Annotated in this window: 11 protein-coding genes; 5 read left to right on the top strand and 6 right to left on the bottom strand. The window is 43.6% G+C overall.

What is annotated here, in order from left to right; all coding sequences use genetic code 11:
• The first annotated feature begins 113 nt into the window (after positions 1–113).
• Positions 114–1622, top strand: coding sequence for a lytic polysaccharide monooxygenase (locus tag CXF82_RS14710; RefSeq protein ID WP_219621789.1), 1509 nt, complete (start codon positions 114–116; stop codon positions 1620–1622).
• Positions 1623–1746: 124 nt separating this feature from the next.
• Here the strand turns inward: CXF82_RS14710 and CXF82_RS14705 are convergent, their stop codons facing one another.
• Positions 1747–2166 (bottom strand): ribosome recycling factor family protein, encoded by a 420-nt coding sequence (locus tag CXF82_RS14705; RefSeq protein WP_101093147.1) that lies wholly within the window; start codon positions 2164–2166, stop codon positions 1747–1749.
• 243 nt (positions 2167–2409) lie between these two features.
• Here CXF82_RS14705 and CXF82_RS14700 point away from each other — a divergent pair, with 243 nt between their 5' ends.
• A complete protein-coding gene (locus CXF82_RS14700) occupies positions 2410–3531 on the top strand; it encodes a TDT family transporter (protein ID WP_101093149.1) in 1122 nt (373 codons plus the stop codon).
• Between the two features lie 185 nt (positions 3532–3716).
• Here CXF82_RS14700 and CXF82_RS14695 read toward each other — a convergent pair whose 3' ends face one another.
• Positions 3717–4640, bottom strand: a complete 924-nt coding sequence (locus CXF82_RS14695) for a LysR family transcriptional regulator (protein ID WP_102044449.1) — start codon at positions 4638–4640, stop codon at positions 3717–3719.
• A 116-nt stretch (positions 4641–4756) separates the two neighbouring features.
• On the opposite strand from CXF82_RS14695, the gene CXF82_RS14690 reads away from it, so the two are divergent.
• On the top strand, positions 4757–5425 hold the full coding sequence (locus CXF82_RS14690; protein ID WP_102044448.1) for an SDR family oxidoreductase: 669 nt from the start codon (positions 4757–4759) through the stop codon (positions 5423–5425).
• 72 nt (positions 5426–5497) lie between these two features.
• Complete coding sequence (locus tag CXF82_RS14685) at positions 5498–6694, top strand: MFS transporter (RefSeq protein ID WP_101093155.1); 1197 nt, start codon at positions 5498–5500, stop codon at positions 6692–6694.
• A gap of 88 nt (positions 6695–6782) precedes the next feature.
• Here the strand turns inward: CXF82_RS14685 and glnD are convergent, their stop codons facing one another.
• From glnD to CXF82_RS14670, 3 genes are all read right to left on the bottom strand, one after another.
• A complete protein-coding gene (gene glnD / locus CXF82_RS14680) occupies positions 6783–9386 on the bottom strand; it encodes a [protein-PII] uridylyltransferase (protein ID WP_102038113.1) in 2604 nt (867 codons plus the stop codon).
• 359 nt (positions 9387–9745) lie between these two features.
• Positions 9746–10264 (bottom strand): hypothetical protein, encoded by a 519-nt coding sequence (locus CXF82_RS14675; protein WP_102044447.1) that lies wholly within the window; start codon positions 10262–10264, stop codon positions 9746–9748.
• Positions 10265–10769: 505 nt separating this feature from the next.
• Positions 10770–11351, bottom strand: coding sequence for a TetR/AcrR family transcriptional regulator (locus tag CXF82_RS14670; protein ID WP_102038112.1), 582 nt, complete (start codon positions 11349–11351; stop codon positions 10770–10772).
• 140 nt (positions 11352–11491) lie between these two features.
• On the opposite strand from CXF82_RS14670, the gene CXF82_RS14665 reads away from it, so the two are divergent.
• Entirely contained in the window at positions 11492–12544 is a 1053-nt protein-coding gene (locus CXF82_RS14665) for an alkene reductase (RefSeq protein WP_102044450.1), read from the top strand.
• A gap of 207 nt (positions 12545–12751) precedes the next feature.
• On the opposite strand, the gene CXF82_RS14660 is transcribed toward CXF82_RS14665, so the two are convergent.
• Entirely contained in the window at positions 12752–14098 is a 1347-nt protein-coding gene (locus CXF82_RS14660; protein ID WP_232775149.1) for an aspartate aminotransferase family protein, read from the bottom strand.
• Between the last annotated feature and the right edge of the window lie 16 nt (positions 14099–14114).

Here is a 14114-nt window from a genome sequence, read left to right as displayed (position 1 = left end):
TCAAACCTGAAATACACAACAGAGTTCAAACTTAAATAACCTAGCATTTAAAACCATCAAAATGCGTCAACAATTTAAATAAAAAAATATTATATAACAAAGGATGAAAAATAATGAAGATAAAACATTTCAGCATGACAATGACGTCAGTATTTTTGATGTTATCCAGTGTACAAGCACAGGCTCACGGGTGGTCGGAATACCCAGAAGCTAGGCAGCAAACCTGTTATAACGAAGGTGGTATTTGGAGTGGAAGCCCACCAAACGCCGCATGTGCTCAAGCCAAAGCAATTTCCGGCACATACCCATTTGTACAGCGTAACGAATTTTCGATTAATATTACTGATTACAACAATATCCAAACAGTTAAAAATGCTATTCCTGATGGCACCTTGTGTTATGCCAATGACCCACAAAAAAAGGGAATGGGTGCAGCACACAGTGGCTGGACACGATCGGAAGTCAATGCGGGAACATTCGAATACGTATTCAATGCAACAGCACCCCATAATCCATCATTTTGGCAGTTCTACCTCACCAAACCTGATGCAGACTTATCTAAAGCGCTAGCATGGGGGGATCTAGAGCTATTTCAAGAAGAGGGCAACGTACCCGTCGTCGGTGGAAAATACCGAATAGATGTCACCATTCCGGCAGATCGTGTCGGCAATGCAACTCTATTTGTACGCTGGCAACGTGCAGACCCAGTAGGTGAAGGCTTTTACAATTGCAGTGATATTGTCATTGTAAATGATGGCGTAACCCCACCACCCATTGATCCCGATCCAACACCTACCGAACCGTATTTAGTGGCAGGGGATGCTTTTATACCGCAATCGGTCAATCTAAGTTCAGCGACTATCGGCGATTCAGTAAACTACAAAGTATTTAATAAAAACGGCGAAGAACACTCTTCATTCTCTGTTGTGATTACAGAAGAGAACAACAATGATTGGGACCGATTACTAGCATCGAAGGTCAATGGCTGGTACGAATCGAATCATCAAGGCAATGTGTTCATTGGTCGCTGGCATGAAGACATGCGCCACTACATGTATTTCAAGAATGATTTACACGGAAACGACTTTAATTCAAAAGATTCACGAGCGTCAGGTGAGTTTTCCATTACTACAGATACCAACCCAGTTGATGCAGTGATTTCACCAAAAGTACTGAAAACACTAAATAACGCTACTGTTACCCATGGTGATTATGTCGTACTGACCCATGATGAAAGCACGGGTGCAGCAAGCAATATTCAATGGTTACAAGTTAGCGGCACACCGGTAGAAATCAATATTGGTTCAAACAACGAATTAATTGTTGATACAGCTAAGCTCACAAATACTCGCCATGAATTAACTTTTAAACTAGTGATCAGTAATAACGATGCTAGTGATGAGGAGGTCTATTCATTCGTCGTAGAGGCTTCTACTACAGATCCTGTAGACCCTGTAGACCCTGTAGACCCTCCCGTTGACCCAGAGACTAAAGCTTGGAGCGCAACGAGCACTTATACCGAAAACGATGTTGTGACTCATGCAGGTAAATCTTGGACTGCTCATTGGTGGACACTTGGTGAAGAACCCGGCACCACTGGCGAATGGGGAGTATGGCGTTAAACCAATAACCTAAAATAGTTCCCTGTTTAACCAGAAGGCTCGACCTTCTGGTTTTTTTTCGAGTAAATGTCAGCTAAATCGAATAAATACACACCTGAACGCTGCCTCGTTTGAACAGCTGCCACTACCAAGAGTCAGCATCAAAACGAGCGGTTCTGGCTTCACTCATGGTGCAATCGGTGACGTGTATCAATTCAGCCAAGGTGACATTAGGGTTTTCGTTAATTAGGCGAACTAACTTTTCCGCTAAAGGCTCTAACTTATCAGCATGATCAAGCAAGGCAGTTTCAATCTTTTGCACAAGATAACGAAATTCCCCCTCATCAATCGACTTCAACTCCAGCGCTTGTAATGACTCCGCTTTCAACTGCCCTGCGAATGATTGAATACTGATCGCCTCACCAGAAAGCCCCCAGTTTCTGGAACGCCGCACACGTTTAAGCTCGCAATGATACTGGGTAGCAACAACTTTGGCTCGATTGACGGCATCCCTTCCTATTCGGTGAATAAGAGACGGAAGTGAGATCGTGATGGCTTCATTCATAACTGTATTTCAAAAGTTTACTCTGCACCGATTTAATCATTACTTGAATCCAGCTTAAGTTTATTCGCTTCTTAATGACATAGTAACAAAGCAGCAGTAATAGAATAATTTTTCTATTTGATAAGTACTCTTAATCACCTAATTATTATAAATATTGTCTCAAACAACAGAATGACAACTTATCCTTATATACTAACGTTAAATTTATGACCTCATAACATTAGCAAAGACTAAAGCCTAACTATGACTAAAAATGACCAAGTAGAATTAAGCACCGAAATTGGGCCCAACTGGTTTGCCGCAGTTATGGGCACCGGCATTATTGCAAATGCTCTTGCTAACCTGCCTTATGTCGGTAAGCAATTAGTAAACGTAGGATTAGCCATTTGGCTGTTGGCATTTTTAATGCTAATTATCATGGTGGGGCTGAAAACACTTCAAGCAATAGTCAAACCTCATATTATCAAACGCCAGCTTAATGATCCCATCATGGCGCAGTTTTTCGGGGCTCCACCAATGGCATTATTAACAGTGGCTGGCGGCACCATTTTATATGGTAACCATCTTTTTTCAGAGCCGACGACGTTAACGATAGCGTGGGCACTATGGGTATTCGGCACGTTGAGTGGCCTTATCGTCTCCGTTGCCATTCCCTACCGTTTATTCACTCACTATGAAGTACGTGATGATGGTGCTTTTGGTGGCTGGCTGATGCCCGTCGTACCACCGATGGTGTCTGCAGCGATAGGCGCAATGCTTATCCCCTATATAGCCAACCCTGAGATACAGCAGTTAATGCTTTACGGTTGCTATGCCATGTTTGGGGTGAGTTTGTTTAGTGCATTCATTATCATCACTCTGATCTGGAGTCGCTTAGCGCATTCCGGTACTTCTGGTGGCCCTCGAGTACCCACACTTTGGATAGTATTAGGGCCGCTAGGGCAGTCGATTACTGCGGCGGGTGCGTTAGGTACTGCTGCATTACTTGTTGTTGAAGGCCCTATTGGCGATAGCATGAACAATATGGCGATTATTTATGGTGTGCCGGTTTGGGGATTCGCCTTCTTTTGGTCAATATTGGTAAGCCTACTCACCTTACGCGCACTGCGTAATAAGATGCCTTTTGCGTTAACGTGGTGGGCATTCACCTTCCCCGTCGGCACTTGCGTAACCGGGACGATTCAGCTGGCAATCCATACCGATTTGGATGTGTTCCGCTGGGCTGCCGTCATTTTATTTATAGGTCTATTTATTTCTTGGATCGTTGCCGCTGTAGGCACTATCAAAGGAATAAAAAAGGGACATATTATTAAAAATCCAATAACACCAGTTCATGCGGTATCGAAAAAAGGCAAATCGCTCTGAATCCCTCTACGCTATAACCTAAATATTTTAAGCCCATGTTTAGATTGGCCTAAAAAACGAGTTTAGCACCGTACTTCTGATTCAAAAATTACCCCACTACTATGGGTGGTCTATTCGCTTTATTGCATTAAATAATAGGCCTCCCATTCGTTCAACAACAAACAGGAGATAGAGTGAGTTTAATCTTATTGTTTTGATTGATAACTGAATTTATCAATCAAAAAGTCTAAGAATAATCTAATGCGTTTCGGCTGATACTGCTTACTAATGTACACCACATTCAAATTTGCACTCGATACTGATGTCGATGCATTGAAGTTCTGCATGTATCCATTGAGTACAGTCACCAGACGTAGGTTATCAATATCATCTTGAATGTCTAACACTGATTTAAGGGCTATTCCAGCCCCTTCTAATGCCCAGCATCGAATAACCTCGCCATCATCAGAAAATCGCTTGGGGACAACAGTGATTGAATTCCTCTTATCTTTATCTTGAAAATGCCAGGTTTTTAACTCCTCATTACTGCGCAACATGGCAAGGCAATGATGACTCACCAAATCCTGTGGTGTTAATGGTACTCCATGTTTTTTGAGGTACTCAGGCGAGGCACATAACACTCGCCTACTGGCCGACAGACGTCGTGATATTAAATTGCTGTCAGCTAGCTCTCCATACCGAATAACAATATCCATACTCGATTCTGCAATATTGGCGATGTTATCGTTCAAATATAGGTAGGGCACCACATCAGGGTACAGTTTACAAAAGTCAGACAGTATAGGAAGAATATATTGCTTACCGACATCCTTTGGCGCCGCTATTTTCAGTGAACCTTTTACCTCCTTGACGCCATTCTGGATCAGAGCTTCAGTTTCACTGACATTATCTAAAATCTCTATACACGCCTTGTAGTACAAAGCCCCCGAATCTGTCAGAGAGATATGTCGGGTACTTCGATTAAGCAGTTTCACCGCGTATCTTTCTTCAAGCGCCTGTAGCCTTGCCGTCATTGTGGCAGGAGAAAGGCCAATATCGCGCCCAGCGGCGGCGAGTCCTTGATGTTTCACAATGCTGACGAACATTTCCATATCAGAGAATTTATCCACTCCCCCTCCTATTATTCAGCTCAGACGAATAATGACTTCGTATTTTGCCCAATTATCAAATTAATACGAATGAATATAATAGCAACTGTCATCAATAACAACTGAAGGAACTAACCATGGACCAGAAAAAAAAAACCTACGTCATCATTGGCGGTGCATCAGGGATAGGTGAGGCCGTGGCAAAACACTTCAATAATGGCAATAACATTGTTCATGTAGCAAGCCGTACAACCGGGTTAGATATCAGTGACGAGAAAGCAGTACATCGTTATTTCGAATCCATTGGCCCTTTCGATCATCTTATCGTTACCGCAGGCTCATATGCCCCTGCGGGAAAAGTAACTGACGTTGCCGTTGATGATGCTAAACAAGCCTTCGATATCAAGTTTTGGGGTGCCATCAATGTTGCTAAGCATGCTGCCCGCTACCTGACACCCAATGGAACAATAACACTGACAACGGGCATGCTCTCTCGCAAAGTTGTTGCCAATACTTACGTAAAAAGCGCCATTAATGCGGCGTTAGAGGCGGTAACAAAAGTGCTCGCTAAAGAGCTCGCGCCGATTCGAGTTAATGCGGTTAGCCCTGGTTTAACCATGACTACAGCATATAAAAATATGGATATCCCATCTCGTGAAGCCATGTATGAAAACGCTGAACGCAATTTACCCGCAGGCAGAGTAGCAACGCCTGCAGATATAGCGATGGCTTATGTCATGGCAATTACCAACCCGTATATGACGGGCTCTGTCATTGACGTTGATGGTGGCGCTCTCATCAATTAGTCGATAAAAACAACCTGTCTGGTGTGCAAAGCCATGCCAAATAAATCATAAAGTAAACCAAGGTCATTAATCATGAATAAAGAAAAAATGCCGTTACAAGTATGGATCCTCACACTTGCAGCCTTCGCTATTGGCACAGCAGAATTTGTTATCGCGGGGATCCTTCCTCAAGTTGCAACATCACTATCAATCACAGAAGGTCAGGCAGGATATTTAATTAGTGCATACGCATTAGCGATTGTTATCGGTGGCCCAATCTTAACGATTTATCTAGCCCGTTTTAATAAGAAAAAAGTACTCATTGGCTTGATGGCATTGTTCATCATCGGCAATATAATGTCAGCGCTAGCACCCACTTATAATTTACTCCTTCTTAGTCGAGTAATTGCCGGCTTGGTACAAGGGCCCTTTTATGGAATAGGTGCAGTTGTTGCGACAGGCTTAGTATCAGAGAAAATGGCCGGTCGCGCAGTAGGTCAAATGTTCGCGGGTCTGACACTTGCTAATGTACTAGGTGTTCCTGCTGGCACGTGGATCAGCCTAAAATTTGGCTGGCACAACACCTTCTTTATTGTTGCTGCGTTTGGCGCCATCGCCATGATTTCAATCCTAATGTCTATCAAGTCAACGGGTCACGGTGAAGCAAAAAATATAAAAAGTCAGCTACAAGCATTCAAAAATCCAATGCTCATAATGAGCTTAGCCATCACAGCGTTAGCTTGGTCAGGTTTCATGGCCCTCTATGGATACATCGCACCTATAGCAACGCACATTGCAGGTTATAGCCCAGAGGCAGTCACTTGGATCCTCGTTATTGTTGGTCTAGGTCTCATTATTGGCAACATACTTGGTGGTCGCTCTTCAGACAAGAATCTTAGAAAAGCGTCAATGTTCTGGGCAATCGCGATGATTGTTTCCCTTATCATTGTTGGTCTGGTTATTGATAACCAAATTCTGTTTGTTATTGCCCTATTTGTATTCGGTATAGCCTCATTTGCCAATGTACCGGCTATGCAGCTTCGCGTCATGAATCACGGTGGTGAAGGCCAAGAACTTGCGGCAACAGCCAATATATCAGCATTTAACTTAGCCAATGCATTTGGTGGATTCCTTGGTGGGATGGTACTTGATAGTCACATGGGAGCAGGCATGATCCCTTACGCGGCCATTATTGTGCCCATCATAGGGTTATTCTTTATCGCTAAAGCTAACAAACGTGAGAGTACACAAGATAAATTGGTTGCCAATTTAGCCAGTGTTAATCGCTAATATCGACTTGCAGTAAAGCACTTACGGAGTTTAATTAACAGCTCCCTGCCTATTCGATGAATAAGCAGGGAGCTGAAATCATAATGAATTAAGCAGGAGTTTGTTCGTTAATCATATCGACAAAGAAGGATTTAAGCGCTTGTTTGTTTTCATCGTCTAATGACTGCCCCTCTTTATCAGAGACCAAAAATACATTATCAACTTGCTCACCCACGGTGGTTATTTTTGCGGAGTGAATATTGAGTTCGAATAACCTGAAACCGTTACAGAAGTGACTCATAAATTGTGGATTGTCGAGCGCGGTAACACTGATCAGCGTTCTATCCTTTTTACGAGAGTGCAAAAATTCTACTTTAGCTTCGCTGACAAATGAGTCAATGTTGCTATTAAGGCGCTTTTTAGGCAGTTTTCTGTTTTCAAACAGCACTTGTTTAAGCCTTTGCTTGATACGATCACGTCGCCCAGCGGTTCTTATTGGATGTTGATCGTAATCGAGTATTTTTAAAGACTCCACCACATAACCATCTTTAGTCCTAGAAATATTAGCTTGCTGAACCGAGATCTGTAGTGAGGCTAAGGTATTAAATAGTGTCACAAATAAGCCCGGCTTATCTTTCATATAAACGAATAGATCGCTGCTACCTTTAGTGCTGCTTTCATCGAGCAAAATAAGTGAATGCTCTGCAGGGTGTTGTGTCATGGCTTTAGAATAGCGAGCAATTTCACTGGGTTGAGCATTACTGAAAAAGGATAGCGGCAAGCGTTTCCAAAGCTGTTTAATCACATCAGGATGTTCACTCAAGCCTATCAATTCTAGCGCTTCATTTTTGTGTTCACGGACGATAGTTCGCTGCTCTAAAACATTTTCTAAGCCATTACGCAGTGCATAACTAATCGACAAATAGAGATCTCGCAGTAACGTTGCCTTCCAGTTAGTCCACAGATCATCGTTGGTCGCCTTAATGTCGGCAACCGTTAAACAATAGAGAGCGTCGAGTCTGGCTTTAGTGCCAATCGCTTTGGCAAGGTTCTTAACTTCCGACGGGTCATATATATCTAACCGTTGAGAGGATAACGATAACAATAGATGATTTTTAACTAACCAAGCTATCACCTTAGCTTGTGAAGGTTTTAGCTCATGAAACTTAGCAAATTGCAGCGCGTCGACAGCCCCTAATTCACTGTGATCACCGCCACGTCCCTTGCCTAAATCATGGAATAAGGCCGCTAATAGCAATACTTCTTTATTCTCTATCGCTTTGTAAACAGCGCTAGGCTGGGCAAGCGAGGGGATTTCAGCTTTGCCGCCGAGTGAATATAAGTTTTTGAGTAACTTATGAGTATGCTCATCAACGGGATAAACATGGTAGAGGTCGAATTGCATCTGACCGACAATTTCACGCCACTGCGGAAGATACGACGCTAAAATGCCATGTCTATGCATTAATGTCAGCGCAAGCCCCATGCCTTGAGGGTGACGAAATAGCGCGAGGAACTCTTTACGGCAGCGATCAAAATCTTGCAGGTCGCCCAGTAGTCGTCGCCTAACCTGGCGTATTAGTCGAATCGTTTGCGGCGAAATACCATCAATATCGTTAGCGTTTTCTGCAATATGGATAAACAGAGCAATAAGCTGCTTACGGTCAACAAAGACATCATCATGGCGAGCATTTATCTGTCGACCATTTATTTCGAAGTGTTGATTTAACACTATCGACTTCTTGTCTGTTTGTACCAGTATTTCATCTTTAAAATACTGCAATAACATTTGATTTAGTTCGCTAATCCGCCTCATTGCACGGTATAGCTGACGCATCATTTTTTCGATGGCAAGGTGACTGTTGTCGCCAAAGCCCATCAGCCTAGCAACATCACTTTGCAAAGAGATAAGTAGTCGGTTTTCAGAACGTTGTGCTGCAGCGTGTAATGCCCAACGTGTACGCCAGATAAAATGTTGTGACTCTAATAATTCTGCATGTTCGTCGGCGGTAAAGAAACCGAATCGCCTTAAGGCGGCCATATCTTCTGCTGCAAAATACTTGCGGGTTACCCAGATAAGCGTTTGGATATCGCGCATTCCACCGGGACTATTTTTTAGGTTAGGCTCGAGGCTAAAAGCACTGCCTTGTGCCTTTTTATGACGTTCATCTTGCTCACTAAATTTGGCTTTAAAGAAAGCTTCACTGCTCCAGAGATCATCACCATAGAGTCTCTCTAACACCTGTTTAGCGTGAGACTCTGGTCCTGTTAAATGGCGAATTTCAAACAGTGACGTTGCAATGGTGATGTCTTCACACGCTTTATCTATTTCATTCAGAGCTAGAACACTATGGCCAAGCTCTAGACCAATATCCCATAGTTGGGTAAAAAACTGCCCTATTTGTGTCTCTTGATAGGGACTCAGCTCTTGCGAAAATAATACGCAAATATCAATGTCGGAGTGCAGGTGTAACGTTTGACGGCCATAGCCGCCCACCGCATTAAGAGATAGGTTTTCGGTCGCAAGACCGGCGCATTCCCAGAGGTGGAGCAGCAAGGAATCAAAAAAATCAGCGCGTAACTTTACGATTTCGTCGATAGCAACGTGAGTAAAGTGCTTATTAAAGTAGTTGTCGGCATCTTGGATTACTTTTTTATAATCAGTAATGCCCATTTTTGAACTGAATTGAGGTGATATATCAGAGTCTGACATGTTTCTCCTGTGGCCGTTTGCATTAAGCCCTATAGACCTTATTTTTACGGATTAAACCGCGATGCAATTCCCTTTAAATGAAAAAACAGGTTAGATGATCTAACTAAGAATTACAAATCGACAACAACTTTAACGATTAAGTATTCGCTTATAAATAAACCATGCAGGCAAAGAGGGCTCTGTCTCTAATGACCCAAACGGGCTAAATACAAAAGTGAGTTTGATAGCCAGCTGCTTGGTGATTATGGTGGGGATATTGGATTTTATCTGGCGTAGTCATAAGTGTTTCGAGCGGGAGGTTAACATCAAAAAAGGACGATAGTCATCGTCCCTTACATATATTAGCACCAAGGTTAGTATTATTTAACGCTATAACCCTTACCTTCTAAACAAGCTGAACGGGCGCGATTAAACTCTTCCGTTCCTTGAGTATTACTGCTTTGCACTTCGGCTTGCGCTTGTTGTTGTGTTGCCGCCTGTTGATCAGCTTCATTAGCATTTTGTCGACGGCTTTGTCGTCTTGCTGCAACAGCCCCTACAGCGGCACCATTGGCTGCAGCATCACTTCTATCATCATCACCTATCTCTGCAACAACAGCACCGGTAGCGGCGCCTGAGATTGCTCCACGCATCCCTGAACCGCGTTCAGCACCTTGCTCTTGAGTAGGAGCTGCTGCAACGGGTGCCGCTTGCGGTTGACTTGGATTGTAACCTGACTCTGTTGCCGCCCATGCATCACAACTGGCTTCATCGGCTGTTTGTTGTTCAGCGGTTTGTCCTTTCTCAGGAAACACATACTGCTCGGCCTGAGCGGCACCTAATGAACTTACACATAGTAAGGTTATTGTAAATAGGGTACTTTTATTGACTGATATCATATCGTCTCCAATAGCAGGCTGATTTATGTAAAAGTTGATTTTTAATCAACATTTATTCTAATGATCTATTCAATCATCAATCCATTAAAGTGTTGTTAGAAGTGATTATTCGCCGTGAATAAAACTTACTGCCATCATTTACCGACAAACCCAATAACCCCACGCCACTTTTCTATTCCTTACTATAGTCTTGATTTAAATAACGGTACAAATACATGCTTGCTAATAAACAGTGACTCAAAGAATTGGCAGTCATAAAAAATACTAAGCCAGCCAGTTTTATGAGCGAAAAAGACCCAGAATGAGGACTTCAAAAAGCACGCTTGTTGTATCGATATTTGACTGGGCTACAAGGTAAGTTTATTAGAGTCGATAATTAGGCATAGTGCGTCTCGATGAAACACGCAAATGCGATTGTAGGCTTGGGTTTAGAATTTGAGGCTGAGTAAAAGGTGGAGATGTCTGAGTTTAAAGGGCCTCGCTTTAGCCCTTTTAATCAGCAGCGCTAAGCAGTGATATCGAAAAAGAGTTGGTCGGCAAGTTCTTGCAATGTTTCGCCCTTAGGATGCGTGTGGGCAAAGGTTCTTAAACCATAAATGCCCATGACTAAAAAGCGCGCCAAATGTTGGCTATCACGTTTAGCGCTGAGCTCACCTTTAGATTGAGCTAACGCCAACACATCGGCGATCCCCTGTTGCCAGTTGGCTAGGTTCTCGGTAATGATTGTTTGCACTTCTTCATCTTGTTGTGCCATTTCATTAAGCGCTTTAGTCAGCAAACAAGCCTTAGCGGCTTCGCAACTGATGCACTCCTGCACTATGTTATCCAGATACGCTTTTAGCTCGACTAATACCGGTTTATTCCCAGAGAAAAACCGCAGAAACTCGGCACTTCTATCGGTTTTATATTGCTCTAAAGCCGCCAATAGAAGACCGCGTTTATTATCGAACGCACAGTAGATAGAGCCTGGGTGTAGACCTGTGGCTTTAGTGAGATCTTGCATACTCGTCTTACCGTAACCTTTGTCCATAAAAGCAGTCATGGCAGATCTCAGTACTTTTTCTCTATCAAATTCGGCATTACGCATGCGAGATTGGCTCCAGGCTTCGACTCATTCATCGACTATAAACTGATTGTACTGAATTTTGAATGTTTGTTCAAAATAATACTTGAATGATTATTCAAATAAGAATATCTTGAATGTTCATTCAAGATACCGAGGTCGTTATGACGGATAACCTATTTCAATCTTTTGCGCTCAACGAGACTATCACCCTACAAAATCGCATCCTGATGGCGCCATTGACTCGTTGTATGGCAGATGATGAATTAGTGCCAACTCAAGCCATGGCAGACTATTATGCTCGCCGCGTCGAAGCGGGTTTGATCATCTCTGAAGCGGTAATTATCCGTCCCGATGGTCAAGGCTATCCCAATACACCCGGCTTATTTACCCCAGCTCAGATAGATGGTTGGCGAGTAGTGACCGATGCAGTGCATAACGCTGGTGGCAAAATATTTGCGCAGTTATGGCATACAGGTCGAGTGGCTCACCCACACTTTTTTGAAAAATCAGGCTCGACTCAGGTAGTAGCACCCTCTGCCGTTGGCCTAGAGGGAAGTGTTCCCAGAAAGCGTGATTTAACCTATCAAGTCCCTAAGGCTGTTAGCCATGACGAGATAGTACAGTTAGTCGCTGATTATTCTCAGGCTGCGGCAAACGCGATAGATGCTGGTTTTGATGGTGTCGAGATCCACGGCGCTAACGGCTATCTTATCGACCAGTTTTTACATCACGCCAGTAATCATCGCACCGATGAATATGGTCAAACAGCCGTAAACATGGCCCGTTTTCCGTTAGCAGTAATCGATGCTATCAGCGAGCGTATTGGCAGTGATAGAACCGCACTGAGAGTGTCACCGGGCGCTTATTTCAATATGGCCGGCGACAATAAAGACCGCGCCGTATTTGACTACTTATTAGCTCAGCTTGAGCTGCGTGATTTGGCTTTTCTACATATCGGTATTTTTGACGACAGCATGCAGTTTGATTATCTCGATGGCAGTGCATCAAGTTACGTACGCAGTGTTTACAGTAAAACACTCGTGGGCGTAGGCAGTTACAGCGCTGAAACGGGCAGCACCGCCATCGCCGAAAATAAATTTGATCTGTTAGCGATCGGCAGGCCGTTTATCGCTAACCCTGACTATGTCGCCCGCGTTCGTGAAGGCAAGGAACTCGTGACATATTCAGATGAGATGCTAGCCAGCCTAGTGTAAACAGCTTAATGCGCAGAGCTTAATTTGGAGAGATAAGAGTAAAGAGTTTACTGCGAAAGATTTAGTGTGAAACGTTTATAAAAATCATCAATCCTGTGTCTCCGTATTAGTATTTTGAGACAGAAGAGGTTAACCCTAGGGCTAACCTCTTTTTTTTATATCAAAAACCTTAAGCCATTAGCTATTAGCCTAGATTTAGGGGCTGCTTTATTTGCGGTCAGCGATAGCTTTTGCCATAGCTGCATCGGCAATCTCTTCCAGCTTTAGCAGATCGATATCTTTATGGGATTCACAGATAAACCACGGCTCGCGAGAATCAGGTTCTAACATGATGCCGCTCTTAATCAAGTTATGGGCAAACTCGGTATACAAGTCGCTGTCTGTTTTCTTCCAGTCACGATAGTTATGCGGCACTTCGCTGCCAAAGTGAATACCAAACATCGCATCAGGACCAGCAAATTTATGCTCGATTCCGTGTTTAGTAAATACCCGCGATAACACCTGTTGAATGTCTGCACCGGCTTTATTGATGCTGTCATAGGCATCGGTTTCGTTCAAAATCGTTAATGTCGCTTTTGCGGCACTAAGTGCAATCATGTTGGCGGTATACGTGCCACCGTGGGTGACGCCATTCTTACCGAAACTGATCACATCCATGACATCTTTACGACCACCAAAGGCGGCGACCGGATAACCATTGCCCATGGCTTTGGCATAAGTGGTTAAATCGGCATGGATACCGTAGAGCTCTTGTGCGCCGCCTTTAGCGACACGGAAACCTGTTTTAACCTCATCCATAATCAACAAGGTGCCATTAGCATCACAAATATCACGCAACTTTTGCATGTACTCTTGTGAAGAGGCAATGCTGCCGCAGTTACCTAAAATAGGCTCAATCACGATAGCAGCGATATCATCACCAACACGTGCAAAGACTTCATCAATGGCGGCGAAGTCATTCAGAGGCACTGTTTCTAAATGCTCTCGACTCGCTTCAGGAATACCGCCACCAAATGAGGTGATCTTTGGTGCCTCTTCAGTGGTGTTGTCCCAATTATCAACATCAGACTTCCACATCATCTCGTCGTATAGGCCGTGAAAACCGCCCTCAACCACTACAATTTTGTTACGATTAGTAAAACCACGAGCGGTACGTACCGCGCCAATCACCGCTTCGGTACCCGAATTGGCAAAGCGCATCTTTTCAATATTCGGACACATCTGCTTAATAAGTTCGATGACTTGGGAATCAAGATCGGTTGAAAAGCCAGAAATAGTGCCACGTTCAGTGATCGCTGCGACCACTTCTTGATCGACTCTAGAATCGCGATAACCCAAGATGATAGGCCCATAAGCGAGACGAAAATCGATAAACTGCTGATCGTCGGCATCGGTAATGGTGCAACCCAGGCTGCTTTTAACGAATACGGTATTTTCTTCACCCCAATAGCGGTAGCTATCAGCTACACCTAAAGGCATGTTTTTGTGGGCTTGTTTTAGCAGCGCATTGGTAGCGGGTTTATTGGCATTGCTCATCTTGTCAGTCTTCATCATAAATGTCTGGCACGTA

The sequence above is a fragment of the Shewanella sp. GutDb-MelDb genome (genome assembly GCF_002836075.1).
Taxonomy (GTDB): domain Bacteria; phylum Pseudomonadota; class Gammaproteobacteria; order Enterobacterales; family Shewanellaceae; genus Shewanella.
Note: the sequence above shows the minus strand (reverse complement) of the source record. Positions and strands in the feature narration are given on the sequence as shown.